The 20,679-nt window shown below is 64.0% G+C and carries 21 protein-coding genes and 1 pseudogene; 12 read left to right on the top strand and 10 right to left on the bottom strand.

The window, feature by feature from the left end:
• Nucleotides 1–80 precede the first annotated feature (80 nt).
• The 5 genes and pseudogenes from D8W71_RS23855 to D8W71_RS23835 form a co-directional block, all read right to left on the bottom strand.
• A complete protein-coding gene (locus D8W71_RS23855) occupies nucleotides 81–1,217 on the bottom strand; it encodes an Mrp/NBP35 family ATP-binding protein (protein WP_121117176.1) in 1,137 nt (378 codons plus the stop codon).
• Nucleotides 1,218–1,261: 44 nt separating this feature from the next.
• Nucleotides 1,262–2,123, bottom strand: a pseudogene (locus tag D8W71_RS23850) (lytic transglycosylase domain-containing protein).
• Between the two features lie 77 nt (nucleotides 2,124–2,200).
• Complete coding sequence (locus D8W71_RS23845) at nucleotides 2,201–3,202, bottom strand: lytic transglycosylase domain-containing protein (protein WP_121117174.1); 1,002 nt, start codon at nucleotides 3,200–3,202, stop codon at nucleotides 2,201–2,203.
• A 9-nt stretch (nucleotides 3,203–3,211) separates the two neighbouring features.
• Nucleotides 3,212–3,754 carry a DUF1003 domain-containing protein gene (locus D8W71_RS23840; protein WP_121119838.1) on the bottom strand — a complete coding sequence of 181 codons (543 nt, stop codon included), beginning with the start codon at nucleotides 3,752–3,754 and terminating at the stop codon, nucleotides 3,212–3,214.
• A 20-nt stretch (nucleotides 3,755–3,774) separates the two neighbouring features.
• Nucleotides 3,775–5,049 carry a magnesium transporter MgtE N-terminal domain-containing protein gene (locus tag D8W71_RS23835; protein ID WP_121117172.1) on the bottom strand — a complete coding sequence of 425 codons (1,275 nt, stop codon included), beginning with the start codon at nucleotides 5,047–5,049 and terminating at the stop codon, nucleotides 3,775–3,777.
• Between the two features lie 61 nt (nucleotides 5,050–5,110).
• Here D8W71_RS23835 and D8W71_RS23830 point away from each other — a divergent pair, with 61 nt between their 5' ends.
• The 6 genes from D8W71_RS23830 to D8W71_RS23805 all read left to right on the top strand — a co-directional run bounded on the left by D8W71_RS23830 (nucleotide 5,111) and on the right by D8W71_RS23805 (nucleotide 11,066).
• A complete protein-coding gene (locus D8W71_RS23830) occupies nucleotides 5,111–6,070 on the top strand; it encodes an HpcH/HpaI aldolase/citrate lyase family protein (RefSeq protein WP_121117170.1) in 960 nt (319 codons plus the stop codon).
• A 54-nt stretch (nucleotides 6,071–6,124) separates the two neighbouring features.
• Nucleotides 6,125–6,616 carry a general stress protein gene (locus tag D8W71_RS23825; protein WP_121117167.1) on the top strand — a complete coding sequence of 164 codons (492 nt, stop codon included), beginning with the start codon at nucleotides 6,125–6,127 and terminating at the stop codon, nucleotides 6,614–6,616.
• A 202-nt stretch (nucleotides 6,617–6,818) separates the two neighbouring features.
• Nucleotides 6,819–8,141 carry an extracellular solute-binding protein gene (locus D8W71_RS23820; protein WP_121117165.1) on the top strand — a complete coding sequence of 441 codons (1,323 nt, stop codon included), beginning with the start codon at nucleotides 6,819–6,821 and terminating at the stop codon, nucleotides 8,139–8,141.
• Nucleotides 8,138–9,061, top strand: coding sequence for a carbohydrate ABC transporter permease (locus tag D8W71_RS23815; RefSeq protein WP_121117163.1), 924 nt, complete (start codon nucleotides 8,138–8,140; stop codon nucleotides 9,059–9,061). The genes D8W71_RS23820 and D8W71_RS23815 overlap by 4 nt, the downstream gene beginning before the upstream one ends.
• On the top strand, nucleotides 9,061–9,894 hold the full coding sequence (locus D8W71_RS23810; protein ID WP_121117161.1) for a carbohydrate ABC transporter permease: 834 nt from the start codon (nucleotides 9,061–9,063) through the stop codon (nucleotides 9,892–9,894). The genes D8W71_RS23815 and D8W71_RS23810 overlap by 1 nt, the downstream gene beginning before the upstream one ends.
• A 5-nt stretch (nucleotides 9,895–9,899) precedes the next feature.
• On the top strand, nucleotides 9,900–11,066 hold the full coding sequence (locus D8W71_RS23805) for an ABC transporter ATP-binding protein (protein WP_121117159.1): 1,167 nt from the start codon (nucleotides 9,900–9,902) through the stop codon (nucleotides 11,064–11,066).
• 70 nt (nucleotides 11,067–11,136) lie between these two features.
• On the opposite strand, the gene D8W71_RS23800 is transcribed toward D8W71_RS23805, so the two are convergent.
• The gene (locus tag D8W71_RS23800) at nucleotides 11,137–11,415 is read right to left on the bottom strand and encodes a hypothetical protein (RefSeq protein WP_121117157.1); all 279 of its coding nucleotides are present in this window, start codon (nucleotides 11,413–11,415) and stop codon (nucleotides 11,137–11,139) included.
• Between the two features lie 130 nt (nucleotides 11,416–11,545).
• The gene (locus tag D8W71_RS23795) at nucleotides 11,546–13,009 is read right to left on the bottom strand and encodes an MFS transporter (protein ID WP_121117155.1); all 1,464 of its coding nucleotides are present in this window, start codon (nucleotides 13,007–13,009) and stop codon (nucleotides 11,546–11,548) included.
• Nucleotides 13,010–13,106: 97 nt separating this feature from the next.
• Here D8W71_RS23795 and D8W71_RS23790 point away from each other — a divergent pair, with 97 nt between their 5' ends.
• A complete protein-coding gene (locus D8W71_RS23790) occupies nucleotides 13,107–14,237 on the top strand; it encodes a winged helix DNA-binding domain-containing protein (protein WP_121117153.1) in 1,131 nt (376 codons plus the stop codon).
• On the opposite strand, the gene D8W71_RS23785 is transcribed toward D8W71_RS23790, so the two are convergent.
• Entirely contained in the window at nucleotides 14,221–15,078 is an 858-nt protein-coding gene (locus tag D8W71_RS23785) for a chromosome partitioning protein ParB (protein ID WP_121117151.1), read from the bottom strand. The genes D8W71_RS23790 and D8W71_RS23785 overlap by 17 nt on opposite strands.
• Entirely contained in the window at nucleotides 15,068–15,784 is a 717-nt protein-coding gene (locus tag D8W71_RS23780; RefSeq protein ID WP_121117149.1) for a metallophosphoesterase family protein, read from the bottom strand. The genes D8W71_RS23785 and D8W71_RS23780 overlap by 11 nt, the downstream gene beginning before the upstream one ends.
• Nucleotides 15,785–15,817: 33 nt before the next feature.
• On the opposite strand from D8W71_RS23780, the gene D8W71_RS23775 reads away from it, so the two are divergent.
• Entirely contained in the window at nucleotides 15,818–16,426 is a 609-nt protein-coding gene (locus D8W71_RS23775) for a suppressor of fused domain protein (protein ID WP_121117147.1), read from the top strand.
• A gap of 15 nt (nucleotides 16,427–16,441) precedes the next feature.
• Here the strand turns inward: D8W71_RS23775 and D8W71_RS23770 are convergent, their stop codons facing one another.
• Complete coding sequence (locus D8W71_RS23770; RefSeq protein WP_201265175.1) at nucleotides 16,442–17,539, bottom strand: magnesium and cobalt transport protein CorA; 1,098 nt, start codon at nucleotides 17,537–17,539, stop codon at nucleotides 16,442–16,444.
• A 33-nt stretch (nucleotides 17,540–17,572) separates the two neighbouring features.
• Here D8W71_RS23770 and D8W71_RS23765 point away from each other — a divergent pair, with 33 nt between their 5' ends.
• The 4 genes from D8W71_RS23765 (at nucleotide 17,573) to D8W71_RS23750 (ending at nucleotide 20,666) form a co-directional block, all read left to right on the top strand.
• Entirely contained in the window at nucleotides 17,573–18,415 is an 843-nt protein-coding gene (locus tag D8W71_RS23765) for a PHP domain-containing protein (RefSeq protein ID WP_121117143.1), read from the top strand.
• Nucleotides 18,412–19,026: a MarC family protein gene (locus D8W71_RS23760; RefSeq protein WP_121117141.1), complete on the top strand. Its 615-nt coding sequence runs from the start codon at nucleotides 18,412–18,414 to the stop codon at nucleotides 19,024–19,026. The genes D8W71_RS23765 and D8W71_RS23760 overlap by 4 nt, the downstream gene beginning before the upstream one ends.
• Nucleotides 19,027–19,041: 15 nt before the next feature.
• Nucleotides 19,042–19,290 carry a hypothetical protein gene (locus D8W71_RS23755; RefSeq protein WP_121117139.1) on the top strand — a complete coding sequence of 83 codons (249 nt, stop codon included), beginning with the start codon at nucleotides 19,042–19,044 and terminating at the stop codon, nucleotides 19,288–19,290.
• 179 nt (nucleotides 19,291–19,469) lie between these two features.
• Entirely contained in the window at nucleotides 19,470–20,666 is a 1,197-nt protein-coding gene (locus tag D8W71_RS23750; RefSeq protein ID WP_121119836.1) for an NAD(P)-dependent malic enzyme, read from the top strand.
• The last annotated feature ends 13 nt before the right edge of the window (nucleotides 20,667–20,679 follow it).

The following is a 20,679-nucleotide window of genomic DNA, read 5'->3' as shown; positions in this document are numbered from 1 at the left end:
GCAGGCCACTCTCTATCGAGGGAATGATTCTTGGCAAATCATAAGACGGGAACCCTCGACAGGTCTGTAATCGGGTGGTACTAGCCCTTTCGGGTCGTGTCGATGTTCAGCGACATACCGACCAGACCGCGCTCTCGTACCGCGAGTTTCTGGGCCACCTGTTCCAATGCTTGCGCGGCCGGTGTCTCCGGGTGGCCGAGGACGATCGGCGTACCTGCGTCGCCGCCTTCTCGAACAGCGGTGTCCAGCGGGATTTGGCCCAGCAGTGGAACTGGGGCGCCGACGGCCTTGGTGAGACGGTCCGAAACATCCTGTCCGCCACCGGATCCGAAGATATCCATCCGGCTGCCGTCGGGAAGTTCGAGCCACGACATGTTCTCCACGACGCCTGCGATGCGTTGACGCGTTTGCAGTGCGATCGCGCCTGCACGTTCGGCGACCTCGGCGGCAGCCTGCTGCGGAGTTGTGACGACGAGGATTTCGGCGCCGGGAATCAACTGAGCAACCGAGATTGCAATGTCGCCTGTGCCGGGTGGGAGGTCGAGCAGGAGCACATCCAGATCGCCCCAGAACACGTCGGCGAGGAACTGCTGAAGTGCGCGGTGAAGCATCGGACCGCGCCACACGACAGGTGTGTTGCCGGAGGTGAACTGTGCAATGGAAATGAACTTCACGCCGTGCGCCTGAGGCGGCATGATCATCTTCTCGACTTGGGTCGGCTTTGCGTCGTTGCCGAGCATCCGCGGAACCGAGTGGCCGTAGATGTCGGCGTCGAGCACACCCACCGAGAGTCCACGCCGGGCCAACGACGCCGCCAGGTTCACGGTAACCGAGGACTTACCGACACCGCCTTTGCCCGACGCGACCGCGTACACACGCGTCAGCGAGCCGGGTTGAGCGAACGGGATGGTGGGTTCGGCAGAATCGCCGCGCAGGGACTTGCGAAGCTCGGTGCGCTGCTCGTCGTTCATGACGTCGAGCTCGACGGTGATGGCTCCGACGCCTGCAACGTCGGCCACGGCCTTGGTGACGCGGTCGCTGATCTCGGTCTTCAGCGGGCATGCAGCAGTTGTGAGGTAGATGCCGATGTCGACGGCGCCGCCGTCGCCGATGGTGACGCCCTTGACCATTCCCAGGTCGGTGATCGGTTTGCGAATTTCCGGATCGATGACCTTCGAGAGTGCGCTTCGAACGTCGGATTCCGTCAGTACTGACATGTGTCCATGCTAGTGAACCGGGAGTGGAGCCTGCGGAATGACCCTCAGTGAATACGCGGCAACTGATCCGAAGTGGGGACAATGCCGGTGGCGTAACCGGTGGACCAGGCGAGGACGTTGGCGACGTAGGCCATCGAGTTGTTGTAGCGCAGGATCGCCGTGGTGGTCTGGCCGAGATCGCGAAGATTGAGGCCACCGTCGCACAGGTAGTCACCCGTGGCGAGGGCTGCGTCGTAGAGGTTCTGCGGATCGGAGATACCGTCGCCGTTGCCGTCGGCCTTGTAGCGGTTCCAGGTTTCGGGAAGGAACTGCATCGGCCCGACTGCGCGGTCGAAGTTCGGGTCGCCGTCGAGCGCCCCTCCGTCGGTGTCGGCGATGACGTTGTTGCCTGCAAGGCTGCCGTCGAGGCGGGGGCCGAGGATGGGTTCGAGAAGCTTGCCGAGATCGTCGGCCTTGCCGTTGTTCGCATGCGTCGACTCGACGCGTCCGATTCCTGCGATGACGGTCCAGCTGATGCCGCACGCGGGTTGGACCTCGGCGAGGATCCGCTCGGCGTTCTTGTAGGCGGACACGTTGACGGTCGGTATTGCGATGGGGCTCGCGGCGAGGTTCGTCGGCAATTCGGGGTCGGGGATCTCCGGAACCGGGGAGCAGGGGCGCGGCGAGCGCGACGGGTGCTTCTCCCTGGGCGACCGGTTGTGCTTCGGTCTCCGCGGGCAGGGGTTCCGGTGTTTCGACGACCGTGCTGGCCTGTTGTGCGCTGGAGTTCGTCGTCATGAACGGGATGTATTCGGTCGCGCCTGCGCTCGTGGCTGCGGTGATGAGTCCGGCAGGGACCAGTCCGGTCAGAGCTATCACCGAATTCCGGCGAACAGTGGAATTCGATGCTTTTCTGTGACGTCCCACGCCTTGATACCTCCAGCTTGTTTTGAAACCGGAGTCGAGGGTACCTGATTCGAGATGCTTCCGTTACCTCGCCGTTATCAACCGACGGGTGCGGGTGTGGGAGCGCAGAGAATCAGGCACGGCAAGGGTGGCAGAGTCGGCAGGACGATCGCAGGCATCGGTGGTGGGGCGGGCGGGTCGGCAGTCGGCACGGGTGTGGTCGGTACGGGCGTGGTCGGCTGCGCCGGACCGGTCGTCGGCGTGGGTACGGAAGTAGCCCCGGTGTCCTTCACGGACTCGGCGCCCGTTCGGTACGCGGCCGACCAAGCGAGCACGTCGGCGACGTACGCAGCCGAGTTGTTGTACCGAAACACCGCCGCGGCCTCGTCGGCCGGCTTGGTCAGATCCAGCCCACCCGAGCACAGATACCGCCCAGCCGCGAGGGTGGCGTCGTACACGTTGTTCGGATCGGATACGCCGTCGCCGTTGCCGTCGGCGGCGTATCGGGCCCACGTCCCTGGAATGAACTGCATCGGTCCGACGGCGCGGTCGTGGGCGCGGTCGCCGTCGTGGTCGCCGCCGTCCGTGTCGACTATCACAGTATTGCCCGCGAGAGAGCCGTCGAGGACGGGGCCCAGAACAGGCGTGGCTGTGGTCCCGTCGGCATCCACCTGGCCGCCGCGTGCATGCCCGGACTCGATCCGGCCGATCCCGGCGAGCAGATTCCAGGCCAGCCCGCACGACGGCATGTCCGACGCCAACGCCGCCTCGGCCGAACGATAGGCGTCGAGTACGGACTCGGGAATGCCCAGGGCGCCGATCACGGGCGTCGGGATCGTCGCCCTCGGGACTGCGGATGGGACCGGCACCGGCTCGGACACCACCGGCGCCGCGGGAACCGGCGCGCTCAGCGCAGGCCAGGCCCGGGTCGGCGGCGTCGCCAACCCGGGTATGGACGCCGATGGCGGCAGCGGCGCCTGCTGCGCCGCAACGATGGGCGCTTTCGGGGGTACGGATGCGGACGCGAGCGCGGCTGCGGCCCCGGTCAGCACAACAGCCGACGCGAGAAGGGGAATCCCAGCTCGTCGCGTCGGCCGCATGAGAACACGTTACAGTTTGGGGGCGTTCTGCACTTCGGAATCATCCGCCTCGTCGATCGATGGCTGGCGCGACTTCTTCCGCGATTTCTTCGACGGCGAGGACGTCTGGCCAGTCGCCTGTTCCAGAAGTTCTCGAATTTCATCGAGTTCACGTCGCAGATAGTCGCGTGTGGCGACCTCGCCGACGGCGATGCGAAGCGACGCGAGTTCGCGGGCGAGAAACTCGGTGTCGGCCTTCGTCTGCTGCGCCCTCGACCTGTCCTCCTCGAGCGAGACACGGTCTCGGTCGTCCTGGCGGTTCTGCGCGAGCAGAATGAGCGGAGCCGCATAGGCGGCCTGCGTCGAAAACGCCAGGTTGAGCAGAATGAAGGGGTACGGATCCCACCGAAGTGCGACGACGGCGACGTTGAGGAAGATCCAGACGATGACGATGATCGTCTGGATTGCCAGGTACCGGCCGGTCCCCAGGAAACGTGCGGCGCGTTCGCCCGATTTTCCGAGGTCGACGTCGAGATGGAAGTTGAACAGACGTGACCCCTGTGGGGTGTCCATCCGTTGCCGTGCGGAGTCCTTCACTGTCCTGCCACCTCCTGATCACGCCAGTCTTCGGGAAGAAGATGGTCCAGTACGTCGTCGACCGTGACGGCTCCGACGAGGTGATCCTCGTCGTCGACGACGGGCCCGCAGACGAGGTTGTACGTCGCGAAATATCGTGTGACAGCGGTGAGGCTGTCCTCGGGACTCAGTCGCGGCAGCGCCTTGTCCAGAACGCCGCCAATCAAACTGGCCGGCGGTTCTCGTAACAGTTGTTGAAGGTGAACACACCCGAGGTACGCGCCTGTCGGGGTAGCCGTCGGAGGTCGCACGACGAACACGAGCGACGACAGCGCAGGCGTCAGGTCCGGGTTGCGGACGCGGGCGAGGGCCTCGGCGACCGTGGTCGACGCCGTGAGCACCACCGGTTCGGGGGTCATCAGACCGCCCGCGGTGTCGGGGGAGTGCTCGAGCAATCGTCGGACAGGCGCCGAATCCTCGGGGTCCATCAACCTGAGCAGCGATTCCGCCTCGGTCTCGGGCAGCTCTCCGAGGAGGTCGGCCGCGTCGTCGGGGTCCATGGCCTCGAGCACGTCGGCTCCGCGGTCGACGCCGAGGTAGTGCATCATCTCGACCTGATCGTCGTCGGGGAGCTCCTGCACGACATCGGCGAGCCGCTCGTCGTCGAGTGCGTGAGCCACTTCCATGCGCCTCTTGACGGGCAATTCGCGCATCGCGTTGGCGACGTCTGCGGCACGGAGATCCTCGAACTGCATCAACAACTGTGCGACGCCTTGCCCGGGGAGGGACAGTTCGTTCTGCGTCAGCCCCTGCACGTGTTGCCAGTCGACGACGTGGATGGCGCCGCGGCGAGCAAGCCTGCCGCGTTGACGACGAACCGCGACGCGGGCGACGAGCCAGTCCCTGGTGCGGGTCAGTTCGATACCGAGATCGACCACGATGGAATCCGAATCGTGGAGTTCCTCGAGTTCTGGGTCGTCGACGCGAACCTTGGAGTCGAGAATCTGTGCGAACACCAGAATTTCGTTCGCCCGCTGCGAGAATCTTCGGAGACTGACGTTGCCTGTGGTGAGCTGGACAGAGTTCGGTTCGATCGACGTCACGCGCAGCATCGGCACGAAAATTCTTCGGCGAGTGGCGAGTTCGACAACGATACCGAGGACGCGGGGTTGGGCGCGGCCGACGCGCATCGAGACCACGAGATCGCGGACGCGCCCGATGGATTCGCCGTCGGGGCCGAGAACGACCAGACCAGCGAGCCTGGCCGCGAATACCTTACTCAGAGCTGCCATGATGGCAAGGTTAAGCGGTCCCGGTGTCAAGACGAGAATCGACGAGGAGAATCAGACATCCATGAGTTCGGTGCAGCAGGGCCGTCCCCGTCGATCCGTACTCGCAGTACCCGGCAGCTCCGCGAAGATGATCGGCAAAGCCAAGGGCCTGCCCGCGGACGCAGTCTTTCTGGATCTGGAGGATGCCGTCGCGCCGATCGCCAAGGTCGAGGCACGCGGTGCGATCGTCGAAGCCCTCAATTCCGATGGGTGGGGTTCGCAACTCAAGGTGGTGCGCGTCAACGACTGGACGACGCCCTGGACCTACGGTGACGTCATCGACGTGGTCTCCGGTGCGGGTGCCAATCTCGACGCGATCCTGCTCCCCAAGGTCGAGACGGCGGCTCACGTGCAGGCGCTCGACCTGTTGTTGACTCAGGTGGAGAAGACGAGCGGTCTCGACGTCGGTGCCATCGGCATCGAACCGCAGATCGAGAGCGCCCGGAGTCTGCGCAACATCGACGAGATCGCAACCGCAAGCCCACGGGTACAGACGCTGGTGTTCGGTCCGGCGGATCTGATGGCGAGCGTGAACATGCGCACCCTCGTGGTCGGCGAGCAGCCCGAGGGGTACGACACCGGAGACGCCTACCACCACATACTGATGACCATTCTCCTCGCCGCTCGAACTCACGGGTTGCAGGCAATCGACGGACCGTACCTGCAGATCCGTGATGTCGATGCTTTCCGGCGCGCAGCGCAGCGAACAGCCGCGCTCGGCTTCGACGGCAAATGGGTTCTGCACCCGACCCAGATCGACGCTGCCAACGAGATCTTCAGTCCGCGCCAGGCAGACTTCGACAAGGCCGAGGACATTCTCGAGGCGTACGAATTTCACACGTCGGATGCAGGCGGTGGCCGCGGCGCCGTGATGCTCGGTGACGAGATGATCGACGAGGCGTCGCGCAAGATGGCGTTGGTGGTCTCGGGTAAGGGACGGGCCGCCGGCATGGTTCGCACCTCGCCGGATTCGCCCCTGTGAAAGACGAACAACAGCGCGCTAGGAGAGTTGTAGGAGACGGGGCACAATAGAGGAATGACGAATCCTCTTTCGCAGCCCGGTCGCCCAGGCCAGGGGCTCCCGACGCCTCCATCCGGTTGGCCGATCGGTTCCTATCCGACCTACGCCGAGGCACAGAAGGCAGTCGACTACCTCTCCGATCAGGAGTTCTCGGTGCAGGACGTCACCATCGTCGGTGTCGACCTCATGCAGGTCGAGCGGGTTCTCGGACGGTTGACCTGGGCGAAAGTAATTGGTGGAGGCGTAGTTTCGGGTGCATGGCTCGGTCTGTTCCTGGGCCTTGTTCTCGGCATCTTCACCAATGGCAACATCCTCGGAGCGTTGATCATCGGCATCATCGGCGGCATCATTTTCGGTCTGATCTCGGCGGCAATTCCGTACGCGGCAACCAAGGGGCAGCGCGACTTCGCGTCGAGCATGCAGTTGGTCGCGGGACGGTACGACGTGTTGTGCGAACCCAAGAGCGCAGAGAAGGCGCGGGACATGCTCGCGAAGCTGTCGATCTGACCCAGAAGTATCGCCGCGTCAAGATCACGGAATTGTCCCAATTTCGCTTTTCGCCCGTGTAGTTCGGTTACGTTTCTTTACGTGCAGGGCAGTCTGCTCGAGGGAGCTTTGCACACGTAATCGAGAATACGGAGGCGGAATGCCGAGACAACGTAGTCGTGGGCATGGTGGTTCGAGGCCGAGAAGCGCAACCAGAATAGGCGTGTTGGCTGCCGCGGCCTTGGTTGCCAGCCCGCTACTTGCTGCCTGCGGATCGTCCGACAGCAGCACTCCGGTGCTGAGCTTCTACACAGCGGCTGACGGCGCGGAACAGTACGCCGCCGCCGCGGAAGCGTGCTCGGCTGCGTCGGGTGGCCGCTACAAGGTGGAACAGAGAACTCTTCCCAAGAGCGCGAACGATCAACGACTTCAGCTGGCGCGTCGCCTTGCTGGAAACGATGATTCGCTCGATTTGATGACGCTCGACGTCGTGTGGACGGCCGAGTTCGCGGAGGCGGGATGGGCGTTGCCCGTCCCCGAGGACCTGTCGGCGAAGCTGAGGGACGGCTCGACACTCGAAGGGCCCCTCGCGACCGCGGAGTGGCAGGACCAGCTGTACGCGGTTCCGTTGAACTCGAACACTCAGCTGCTCTGGTATCGGCCCGACGAGGTGCCCGGTGGCCAACCACCGCAGACGTGGGACGAGCTGATCGACGCGGCCGAATCCAACGCGGCCCAAGGAAAGCCCGCCTACATCGGAGTTCAGGCCAAGCAGTACGAAGGCTTGATGGTGTGGTTCAACAGCCTTCTCGTCAGCGCCGGGGGACAGGTCGTCGGTGAGGACGGCACCACCGTCGAGCTGAACGACACTCCGGCTCATCGCGCTGCGACCGAGAAGACACTCGAGATCATGAAGCGTGTCGCGACTGCCGACGGACACGACCCGTCGATCTCGCAGACCGACGAGGCGACGGCACGCCTCGGCATGGAGGCAGGCAACTCCGCGTTCCAGGTGAACTACCCGTTCGTGCTTCCCGGGATCAAGGAGAACGCCGCGGCAGGAGCCGTTCCGTTTCTCGATCTGACGAATGTCCCGGCGGATCAACAAGATGCGGCAGTCGCCGAGGTGTTCCGCAGTGCGCCGTATCCCGCGGTCGTCCCCGATACTCCGGCGAAGGTCACGATCGGCGGGTTCAACATCGGCGTCGCCAAGACAACCAAGCACGAAGACCTTGCCTGGGAAGCCGTCGCGTGCCTGACGAACGAGGACAACCAGCGCAACAACGCCGTCAACGGCGGCGTGCCTCCGGTCATCGCGTCGTTGTACGCCGATCCCGAGTTCCAGGCCGTCTACCCCGCATGGGAGGGAGTGCTCAACTCCATCGAGAACGCCGCGGTTCGTCCGGTCTCCCCGGCGTACCAGAGCATTTCGATTCTCCTCGCCGATGCGCTGAACCCGCCGCAGAACATCGACCCGGTGGCCGACGTGGACAAGCTCGCCGATCTCGTGTCCAAGGCAGTCAATTCCGAAGGGCTGATTCCATGAGCGAAACGCTGGACAAAGAAGCAGTCCTGAAGAACGTGTCCGACGGCAAGAAGGCCGAGCGAAGGCTCGGACTGCTTCTGATCGCTCCCGCCGCGATCATGATGCTCGCCGTCACCGGTTATCCCATCGTCTATGCCTTCTGGCTCAGCCTGCAGAAGTACAACCTGGCATTCCCGGACGACCGTGAGTTCGTCGGCATCTCGAACTACGTCACGGTTCTCTCCGACGGGTACTGGTGGACGGCCTTCGGCGTCACGACCGCCATCACCATCATCTCGGTCATCATCGAATTCGTGCTCGGTCTCGTGGTGGCACTGATCATGCACCGCACCATCTTCGGACGTGGGCTCGTCCGCACCGTGGTGTTGATCCCGTACGGCATCGTGACCGTCGCCGCGGCGTACAGCTGGTACTACGCATGGACACCCGGCACGGGATATCTCGCCAACCTGCTTCCCGACGGCAGTGCGCCGCTGACCGAGCAGATTCCCTCGCTCGCCATCGTCGTACTCGCCGAAGTGTGGAAGACGACGCCCTTCATGGCGCTGCTGCTTCTCGCCGGTCTCGCACTCGTGCCGGACGATTTGCTGAAGGCGGCACAGGTCGACGGGGCTGGTGCGTGGACGAGGTTGATACGCATCACGATTCCGCTGATGAAGCCTGCGATCCTCGTCGCGGTGCTCTTCCGTACCCTCGACGCATTCCGCATCTTCGACAACATCTACGTGTTGACCAAGGGCAGCAACGGTACCGGCTCGGTGTCGATCCTCGGTTACGACAATCTGTTCGGCGCATTCAATCTCGGACTCGGCTCGGCGATCAGCGTTCTGATCTTCTTCTGCGTCGCCATCATCGCGTTCGTGTTCATCAAGCTGTTCGGTGCCTCGGCGCCGGGCTCGGACGACGGAGGCCGTAAGTAATGACGACCGTGACGCCTCGCAAGAAGGTCGGTTGGACCGTCATCAACACGCTCGTACTTCTGTACGCGCTGGTTCCGCTGGCCTGGATCATCAGCCTCTCGTTCAAATCGACGGCCACCATCGCCGACGGCAGATTCATTCCGCAATCGTTCACCTTCGAGAACTACAAGGGCATCTTCTCGACCAACCAGTTCACCTCGGCACTGATCAACTCGATCGGTATCGGCTTGATCACCACGGTCATCGCCGTCGTCATCGGCACGATGGCGGCCTACGCCGTCGCACGGCTGGACTTCCCCGGCAAGAAGTTGCTCGTCGGAGCGGCACTGCTCATCGCGATGTTCCCGCAGATCTCCCTCGTGACACCACTGTTCGACATCGAGCGCAAGCTGGGCTTGTTCGACACGTGGCCCGGCCTGATCATCCCGTACATCACCTTCGCACTGCCGTTGGCGATCTACACGCTGTCGGCGTTCTTCCGTGAGATTCCGTGGGAGCTGGAGAAGGCAGCCAAGATGGATGGTGCGACGCCGGCCCAAGCGTTCCGCAAGGTCATTGCGCCGCTTGCCGCTCCAGGCATCGTGACCGCCGCGATCCTGGTGTTCATCTTCGCGTGGAACGACCTCCTCCTCGCCATCTCGTTGACGGCTACGGAACGGTCGATCACGGTGCCCGCCGCGATCTCGCAGTTCACCGGTAGCTCGCAATTCGAGGAGCCCACCGGGTCGATCGCCGCAGCTGCTGTGGTCATCACCATTCCGATCATCATCTTCGTGCTCTTCTTCCAACGACGTATCGTGGCGGGCTTGACGTCCGGCGCAGTGAAGGGATAACCGTCATGGCCGAAATCGTTCTCGACAAAGTCACTAAGCTCTACCCCGACGGTGCCGCCGCGGTAAGCGACGTCGACATCACCATCGCCGACGGTGAGTTCATCATTCTGGTCGGTCCGTCCGGTTGCGGAAAGTCCACGACGCTCAACATGATCGCCGGGCTCGAGGACATCTCCTCCGGCGAACTGCGCATCGCGGGCGAACGCGTGAACGAACGCGCGCCCAAGGACCGCGATATCGCCATGGTGTTCCAGTCCTATGCGCTGTATCCGCACATGACGGTGCGTCAGAACATCGCGTTCCCGTTGACCCTCGCGAAGCTCAGCAAGAACGAGATCAACGAGAAGGTGGAAGAGGCTGCCAAGATTCTCGACCTCAGCCAGCACCTGGACCGCAAACCCGCGAACCTCTCGGGTGGTCAGCGACAGCGAGTCGCCATGGGCCGAGCCATCGTTCGTACGCCGAAGGCGTTCCTGATGGACGAGCCGCTGTCCAACCTGGACGCCAAACTGCGAGTGCAGACGCGGGCAGAGATCTCGCGGTTGCAGAAGCGCCTCGGCACCACGACGGTGTACGTCACGCACGATCAGACCGAGGCGATGACGCTCGGTGATCGCGTCGTGGTCCTGCGCGGCGGTTTGGTGCAGCAGATCGGTTCGCCGCAGGAGCTCTACGACAAGCCGCGAAACCTGTTCGTGGCAGGCTTCATCGGTTCTCCGTCGATGAACTTCGTACCGGGAACGCTGACCCGCGACGGTGTCGCTACCGAGCTGGGTACATTCGAACTCCCGGCCGAGCGCCGCTCGGCGATCCAGAACAAGAACCCCGGCAGGGACGTCGTGGTGGGTATCCGCCCCGAGCACTTCGAAGACGCGGGTCTGATCGACTCGTACCAGAAGCTCAGCGGCGCAACCTTCACCGCCAAGGTCGACGTGATGGAATCGATGGGTAGCGACAAGTACGTCTACTTCGAATCCAAGGGCAGCAAGGTTCAGTCGGCAGAACTGCAGGAGCTTGCTGCCGATGCGGGCCTGGGCGATACCGGTGCGCAGGTTGTCGCTCGTCTGGCCGCAGAGTCGAAAGCGGCCGAGGGCGGCGAGGTCGAGCTGTGGTTCGACCCGGGCAAGATTTCGGTGTTCGATGCGGCGTCGGGTGACAATCTGACGCTGTAGGGCGGCTTGCCGCCAGTGGCGCGGTTAGGTGCCCCACAGGGGCCCTTACCGCGCCACTGGTGCGTAGCGCCTAGGCCGCGGAACCGGTGGAGAAGCCCTGAAAGAAGTTCGGCGCGAAGGTGGGCACCGCAGTCGGGGCCGGCAGCGGTGCCGGTTGCGGCTGGAACAGATTGGGCAGCTGGAACTGCGGGATCTCGAGCTGCGGCTGGTTCTGCTGCTGCCCCTGATTCTGTCGGTCCTGGTTGTCGTGGATCGGGTCGGCCGAGGCGGTTCCGACGACGGCGACGAGCGGAACTGCGACCAAGGCGCCGGTGACTGCGGTGCGGGTCAAGATCGTGCGAGCATTCATTGTGGTAATCCCTTTCGAGTAACTGGCGTACGACTCGAATCTAGGGACGCACTCAGAGCTGCGAAAGCGAAAACCGCACTCTCCCAGAACCTCAGCAGTCCTCTACCAGCACGGCTCTACCTGCAGTTTCTCAGCGTTTCGCCTGGATTGACGCGCCCTCGCGCACCGAACTTGCTGTGAGTGTGCTGTCCGGAGATCCGGGCACCCGAATTGCGAAGGCGGACAACGTCACAATTGTGCACGCAACAGCGCCGACCACGAACGCAGCGGTGTACACCACTTCCCGCGGCACCGAGGTTCCGGCGATCGTGTACGTGGCGAGCATGGTCGTCAGTAGCGCGCTTGCGATGGAGGTTCCGACGGTCCTGACGATCGAGTTGACGCTGTTGGCCACCCCGGTGTCGGCGGCCGACACTTCGGCCATCAGCAGGTTGGGGATCGCCGCGAACGCGAAGGACACGAACACGTTGATTACTGCCGACGCGGCGATCACCTGCCACGAGGTGGCGTGGAAGAACGCGAAGAAGCTGAAGCCCGCGATGCCGATGACGCCGCCCGCGATCAGGATCGGGCGCGGGCCGTATCGCCGGATGAGACCGCCGCTGAGGGTTGCGGCGACCACACCGAGCGCAGCCCCCGGCAGCAGGTACACGACGCTGGCGGACAGAACGTCCGCACCGAATCCGTAGCCGGCTACCTCCCGCGGCGTCTGCACGAAATACGAGCACGCCAGGAAGTTCACGAACATACCGACTCCGACGAACACGGTCGCGATGTTGGTGGCCAACAGGGGACCGTGGTTGAGCATCCTCGGTGCGACGAGTGGGGCCGAAATGCGGTTCTCGACGATCCACCACAGTGCGAGCACGACCGCGCCGACGATGGCGCATCCGAGCGTCGCCGCCGATGTCCATTCCCACGACCGCCCCTGCGTCAGGGCCAGGAACAACAGAACGAGTGCGGTGGCAAGCAGCGCGGCACCCCACCAGTCGACGGATCCCGAGCCGTTCCGTGGGCGGGAGGGCACCCCGAACCACGCGAATACGATTGCGATCGCCACGAATGCAACCGTCAGCCAGAACACGCGGTGGTAGTCGGCACCGTCAGCGGTCAACAGGCCGGTGAGGACGAGTCCGAATCCTCCGCCCACGCCGAGGGTTCCGGACAGGATTGCCATCGCCCCCACGAGTTTCCTCGGCGGCATCTCGTCGCGAAGAAGGGCGAGCGCGATCGGGAACAGTGCGTAGGACACTCCCTGCATGACCCGTCCGACGAGCAGCAGAGCCAGCGAATGCGTCACCGCCGCGATCACCGATCCCACGAGCACGACGATCAGCACCGTGAGGAGCACCGGGCGTTTGCCATGGAGGTCGGCCAACCGTCCGATGACGGGAGTGGCGACGACGGCCGCGAGAAGGTTGGCGGTCAACACCCACCCGGCGGCCGTCGTGCTGACGGCGAGCTGGGTGCCGATGGTTCCGACGATGGGAATGACCATCGTCTGGAGGACGGACAGCGTCATCACCACGAAGCAGAGGCCGGGAAGCAACAGGCGGCCAGGCCTGAGCTCGTCGAGGCGAGCAGGGGTCGACATTCGGGAAAACCTCGTTACATTTTTACAAAGCAACTACAACAATTTGATGTGCGCATCTAAGTAACTATCAGGTTTGGCGCGGCCTGGGAAGGCGAGAATGCGCGGGGCAGGACACTCACCACCTATCTCCACCCGCGCTGTGGGCGTCGCCACGCTGGCGCGGCAGCATCTGCTCGAACGCGTCGACATGCCTGCCGAAAAAATGATCGAGCACCTCGTCGGAATGCAGGCCCAGGCGCCGTTCCCGCCGTACTTCGGGCTGTGGTCGCGCATCGCGAACTTCCGACCCGAGGAGCTCTCGGGGCTGATCGATACTGCTCGAGTGGTGCGCATCGTGGCGATGCGGGGGACCGTGCATCTGGTCAGCGCCCGCGACGCAGCCTTCCTCCGGCCGCTCGTCCAGCCGATCATGGACGGTGACCTGTTGACCAATCAGTTGCACAGGCATGCGTTGGACGGGGCTGACTTGCCGGCCATCGTCCGTGCTGCGAACAGCAAGATGGCGGACGGTCCGTGTACGACCACAGAGTTGGGAGCCCACCTGTCGCCGCTGTTTCCCGAAATCGCGCAACCTTCGCTCGTGCATGCGGTGAGAAACCTGATCCCGGTGGTGCAGGCACCGCCGCGAGCGGTGTGGGGAAAATCGGGCCAGGTCCGACTCGTGCCTTTGGAGCAGTGGGCAGGCGTCGCCCTCGACGTAGCACCGTCTCTCGAGCGGCTGCTGTTTCGCTACCTCGCCGCGTTCGGCCCGGCTTCGGTCGCCGACGCCCAGACATGGTCCGGTCTGACGAAGTTGTCCGAGGTGATGGAGCGTATACGTCCTCGGCTGGTGACGTTCACCGCGGAATCGGGCGCGGAACTGTTCGATCTCCCCGACGCGCCGCGGCCTGATCCGGATACACGTATTCCGGTGAGAATCGTGGCTGCGTTCGACAATGTGATCCTCGCGCATTCGGATCGGTCGAGGATCCTGAGTGCGGAGGCCAAAGCCAAGCTCTCTACTGTCAACGGCGTGTTCCCGCCGGTCGTGCTCGTCGGTGGCCAGGTTGTGGGGCAGCTGAAGATGACCACGACGAAGACGTCGTCGGTGATCACCGTTACGCCGTACCGGCGACTACCGAAAGCTGCCATGGCCTCGATCGCAGCAGAAGCGCGCCGGATGTCGAGGTTCGCCGTTTCCGATGTCGATGTCGATCAGCATGAGGTGACGTTCAGCGAGGCCCGGTAGTTCGCGCCCGCTCTCTCAGCTCCGAGACGATTTCGTCGTTCCAGATATGTTCGCGGACAAGGCGATAGCGCTCGCGGATCATCCACAGGTACGCCTCGGCGTCGGTCTGGCCTTCGAGGATGTCGGCCGCGCGGACCATGCGAACGACGGGGAGGAATTCCTCGCCGAACCAACGCCGGGCAACCGTCGCACGGTCGACGAATTCCGACAGCTCCTGCATCAGCCGAAACCCCCAGGCCTCGACACTTTCGCTGAGCTCGGCGTAGTCGAACGGATCCGTGACGGTCACGGCTTCACGAGCCTTCCCGACGAGTGGGACCCGGGACAGAAAGATTCGTCGGTGATCCTTGATCAGCAGATCGCCGCGTCGAGTGATCCCTTCAGGGGAGATACGAGTGACGATTTCGGTGACGAGAGCGTCGATGGTCGTGCGGTGCATGGCAAATGCAATCGACACCCGATGGTGGCCGTCGAGTACGAAATGCATGGACCCGATGCGATAGGCCTGAATCGGCGGCATCGATTCACCGCGTCGTTGAGCTGCGGCGAGGCGCTGCCAACGCTCACGGCTCCGGGCCGACGTCGGCCTGAAGAACCTGTCGAAATCTCGTGTGCGATCGACGCTTCCGACGATCGAGTCGACGCGGATCACCTGTATGCCCAGTTGTCGTTCACCGACCTTGCCGAGCGCGGCGACAACCTCGTCGAACGGCAGGATCGTGTTGACGTCGTCCGGTTGGCGACGCAGCCAACCGACGAGGCGCGCGATGTCGGCGCGCCGTCGCTGACGGGTGAAATCGTTCTCCGCATCGGCCGCGGGGAAGCCGGTGTCACGTGCCATGGCGTCGCCTCAGGATCGTGGGTGCCCCTGCATCCAGTCGCCCTCGGCCGGGCTCGATCTCGAGAAGGGTGTATCCGACGGTATTGACCACGGCGGATCCGTGCATCTCGAGATCGTCGGGAGTCCGTCCGTGGGGATGGATGTGGCCGTGCAGCAGAATCTGCGGCTGCAGGGACCTGACCACGTCGTCCAGGCACTCGAAGCCGACGTGCGCTGGATCGGTGCCGTCGCCCACCCCGAACGGCGGACTGTGGGTCAACAGAACGTCGATCCCGCGTCGATCCCCGCGCGCTCGTTCGGCCCACGCCTGAGTACGGGTCAATGACCGCGCCCGACGGCGCTGCTGGCGTTGGGTCCACTGGTTGGGCCCGCCGTTGTATCGGATCGATCCGCCGAGCCCCGCAATGCGAAGTCCCGCAGCAGTCACGATGCGGCGGTCGGCATTGATCGCGCCGACAGGTCCAGGCCACGTACTCGGCAGTCCCGCTCGCATCCATCCGGCACGGCCGGCGGAGTACCCGGTCAGGTCCGCGTCGTGGTTGCCGGGAACGAACACGCACGGGGCATTGAGAACATCGGTGAGGTATTCCAGATAGTCGAACGGCAGATCGCCCGCCCCCAGAATCAGGTCGACGCCCAAGGATCGGACCTGCGGATTCCACAGGCTTTCGATCGTTTCGTCGGAGACGGCAAGAACAGAGACCACGCGGACGACGCTACCGGGCCGCCGTGGTGTTGGATGGACTTCGTGAGCGAGAGTGGCATCGGCAATGTAATTGCCCGAGTGCGGGCGCATCTCGTCGCTGAACTCGGGGACGAGAATCCCTCCTCGGCATCGGTGACGTTCCTCGGTCTCGAAGCGCTCGACGTGCTGAGATTCTCCGCGGGCGACGAGGACTTGGTCCGATACGTGAGCCTGGGATGCTCGCGGCATCCCATGGCAGATCCAGGCGACATGGTTGCCGATCCGTCCAGGGGACCGCGTGCGGAACTCGTGCTCACGCTTCGCGGCGGCGCCGGAACCGCGTCCGGCGTGCACAAGAAGCTGGCGATTCTTGCAGCCTCCCCGGCCGTCGAGGGAGTTGTGTTCGTCGGCGACGCTCTGCTCGATCTCGGCGAGCCGCTGTGGGTAGGCGCCCCGTTCACCGCGGTGCTGCTCGGGACAAGCGATATCGCCGATCTCGAACTGCCCGAACCGGCCGATCCGGTGACGTTCTACGAAGTCGTGCCCATCACCGGTACCGAAGCGGCATGGGTTCGTCTTCGCGGCGCGGACGCGCTACGTGAGGCGTGGACCGAGGCTGGAATCGACGTGCGAGACCCCGGCCGATCGGCCGTGAACCTCTAGAGCCGCGCTCGTCCGCTAAAGCCAGTTGTTGCGCCTGAAAGTCGCGAACAGCCCGACGCAGAACGATGCGACCACCGCGAGCATGAGGTAGTACCCGTATTTCCAGTGCAATTCGGGGATGTTGTCGAAGTTCATACCGTAGATGCCCGCCACCATCGTCGGGACTGCAGCGATCGCTACCCACGCCGAAATCTTTCGCATGTCCATGTTCTGCTGCATTGTCACCCGCGCCAACGCCGCGTCGACGAGTGAGCTGAGAACCTCGTCGAACTCGGCCACCCGTTCGGCGACGAGGGTGTGGTGGTCCTGCACGTCTCGCAGGTAGCGCCTCACCGCTTTCGGCACCGGTGTGTCGACGCCGGAAACCAACTGACTGAGCGGCGTCGACAGCGGGGACACCGAACGGCGCAGCTCGACGACTTCGCGCTTGAGCAGGTAGATGTTTTCGATCGGCACGTGATGGTTGGGTGAGAAGACTTCTTCCTCCATGGCGTCGACGTCCCGCTCGATCGAACTCGTCACCGCCAGATACTCGTCGACAACGTGGTCGGCGACGGCATGCAACACTGCCGACGGGCCGAGAGCAAGCCGTTCGGTGTGCTCCTCGAGTCCCAGGCGAACTCCGGACAGGCCCGAATGCTCACCGTGGCGGACGGTGATCACGAAGTCCCGGCCGAGGAAGACCATGATTTCCCCGCTCTCGACGATCTCGTTGGCCGTCGTCACCGATTCGTGCTCGACGTAACTGACCGTACGCAGGACGAGAAACGCGACGTCGTCGTATCGTTCGAGCTTCGGGCGCTGATGCGCGTGCACGGCATCTTCGACCATGAGTTCGTGGAGGCCATAGCATTCGGCAACACCGTTCATCTGCCCCTCGTCCGGCGCGTGGAGTCCGAGCCAGACGAATCCCTCGCCGCGCTTGCGTACCTCCGCGATGGCAGCCGAATGCGTGTATCTGCCGGGCAGACGAGCCCCCTCGACATAGACGGCGCAGTCGACGATGGCGCGTGCCGTGGGAACCGGAACTTTGGGCCCGGCGGCCTGGCCGCGAGCGGACGGTCGGAGTGCATGAAGCGACGGAAGCGACGGCCTCGGCGGTAGAGACGGCATGCGGCGAATCGTACGCCTGCGATACTGGCTCTCGTGCTCATCGATCTCCACACCCACTCCTCGGTGTCCGACGGAACCGACAGTCCATCGGAACTCGTCCGAGCGGCCAGAGATCGGGGGCTCGACGTCGTCGCGATCACCGATCACGACACCACCGCAGGTTGGGACGAGGCGCTCAGCGCCGCACCGTCCGGTCTGGTTGTCGTTCCGGGTATGGAAATGTCGTGCGTCGGGCGTGGGGAAGACGGCGACCCCGTACCGGTGCACCTGCTTGCGTACCTGTTCGACCCGAACAACGAGGTGTTCGCCGGTGAGCTCGAACGGCTCCGAAGCGAACGAGCTGAGCGGATCCGACTGATGGCCGAGTTGCTCGCCGCGGACCATCCGGCGATCGTGCCCGACGAGATCCTTGCGGCCACGGGCGAATCGGCCGGTCGCCCGCACCTGGCGCGAGCGCTCGTCGACGCAGGGATCGTCGGGAGTGTGCAAGAGGCGTTCGATTCCCACCTGGCGACCGACAGCCCCTACTACGTCGCCAAGATCGACACGCCCCTCGAACTCGCGGTCGAGATGATCGCGGCCGCCGGCGGAGTCAGCGTCGTCGCACATGCTCGTGCTCGCAGCCGGGGGAGGTTGCTCGACCCCACCCAGATCAGGGAGCTTGCCACTCTCGGACTGGACGGCCTCGAAGTCTTTCACGCCGACCACAACGCCGACGACACCCGGTTCATGAGTGACCTAGCGGACGAGTTGGGCCTCATCGCCACCGGATCCTCGGACTACCACGGGAAGAACAAGGTCCTCGAGCTCGGTGAACACACCACCGAGGTGGACCAGTACGACCGAATTCTGGCTGCGGCATCGAGAGTGCCGTGAGCTTCGATACGACGCTCTACCTCACGGTGCTGATCACGCTCTTCGTGATCATGGACCCGCCGGGCGCAATCCCGGTGTTCCTCTCGCTCGTGGGACGAAAGAGCAAAGAAGCGCGAAACAAGGCCGCCTGGCAGGCACCCGCGGTGTCACTGACGGTCATCACCGTGTTCGCCATCGGCGGGCAAGCGATCCTGAACTACTTGCACATCGGGATCCCCGCCTTGCAGGGAGCAGGCGGACTGCTCCTGCTCATCATCGCGCTGTCGCTGCTCACCGGTCGCGGCGCGGGCGGCGGATCCGAGGCGGAGGATGTCAACGTCGCCCTCGTGCCTCTCGGTACACCACTGATGGCGGGCCCTGGCGCGATCGCAGCCGTCATCGTCTACGTCAGCCAAGCCGACGGACATCCCGGATCGCTCATCGCGGTCGCACTCGCCATCGTGACCATCCACCTGGTGTTCTTTCTGGTTCTCAGATTCTCGACTGTTCTCATCCGCATCCTGGGCGAAGGTGGCATCACACTGCTCGCCCGGATCGCCGGTCTACTGCTGGCCGCAATCGCGGTCCAGCTCATCGCGGATTCCGTCCGCGGATTCATCACGGGAGGCTGACGGTTGCTACGAGGTTTGAGTGGGGCCGTCACCGCGGGTCTCGTCGTTCTGGCAGTCGTCGTCGGGGGAGCGCAGTACCTCGGTAGCCAGCGAGGGTTCCCAGGGCCGGGCGCGGTATCGGTCGCGGCACACATCGCCGCGGCAATCGTCGCAATCGTGATCCAGCACTTCGCCGATCACCGTCGACGAGCCGCCTCGGCCTTCGCATCGATCCTGGTCCTCCTGGTCGCAGGCATCCTCCTGTGGACGCAGTGGTGGAGCTGATGTTTGCAAAGTTCGCCGATCCGGTGGCAGACTGAATCCCAGTGCAGCTTCAGGCGCCACAGCGCCGAGCTCGTAACGCGACGGCGCACACGCCTCACGTCATCATTTCGATTTCTCTGCAGCCGCGGATGGGCGCGCACGGAGACATCTTCATCGAATTGTTTCCTGGGGGCTATAACGTGACGACTGTGACCGAACCGACAAGCAACACCGTAGATCTGCCGGCCATCACCGACGAAGAAATTTTCCTCGGCCATGTCGGAGGCAAACTGACCGTCGAATTGGCGGCGCCGCTCGAGACTCAGCGTGACCTGTCCATCGCCTACACCCCGGGCGTCGCGCAGGTCAGCCGGGCAATCGCGCAGGATGCCGATTTGGCCAAGCAGTACACCTGGACGAACCGCCTGGTCGCCGTTATCTCCGACGGTTCTGCGGTGCTCGGTCTCGGCGATATCGGCCCACGCGCTTCTCTTCCCGTGATGGAAGGCAAAGCAGCACTGTTCAAGAAGTTCGCCGACCTCAATTCCATCCCGATCGTTCTCGACACCAACGACGTCGACGAGATCGTCGATACCATCGTGCGACTTCGCCACAGCTTCGGTGCCGTCAATCTGGAGGACATCTCCGCTCCCCGCTGCTTCGAGATCGAGCGTCGCGTCATCGATGCGCTCGACTGCCCGGTCATGCACGACGACCAGCACGGAACGGCCATTGTCGCCCTCGCGGCTCTGAACGGCGCGGCGAAGTTCCAGGGACGCAGCATCGCCGAGTTGAAGATCGTGATCTCCGGCGCCGGAGCAGCAGGCGTCGCGTGCGCGAACATCTTCCTCGCGGCGGGAATCTCGGATGTGGTGGTCCTGGACTCGAAGGGCATCGTGTCCGCCGATCGCGCCGACCTCAATTCCGTCAAGGTCGATCTGGCAGCTCGTACCAATCCGCGTGCGCTCTCGGGCAGCGCCGGAGACGCTTTGCTCGGCGCCGATGTGTTTCTCGGCGTCTCGGCCGGGCAGATCGACGAGAGCTACATCGCGTCGATGGCTCCCGAGTCGATCGTCTTCGCGCTGTCGAACCCCGACCCGGAGATTCACCCCCACACCGCTGCCAAATACGCCGCGATCGTGGCGACCGGACGCAGTGACTTCCCGAATCAGATCAACAATGTGCTCGCCTTCCCCGGCGTGTTCAAAGGCGCGCTCGACGCCGGAGCGCGACGTATCACCGAAGGCATGAAACTCGCCGCTGCCGAGGCAATCCTCTCGGTTCTCGGCGACGAGCTGGCTGCGGACAAAATTGTGCCGAGCCCGCTCGACCCACGCGTCGCCCCAGCCGTTGCGGACGCAGTCGCGGCAGCAGCGCGAGCCGAGGGTGTCGCGTAGGAAACAGGGAAAA

This window comes from Rhodococcus sp. P1Y (assembly GCF_003641205.1).
Classification (GTDB): domain Bacteria; phylum Actinomycetota; class Actinomycetes; order Mycobacteriales; family Mycobacteriaceae; genus Rhodococcoides.
This window is presented reverse-complemented; position numbering and strand designations above follow the sequence as displayed.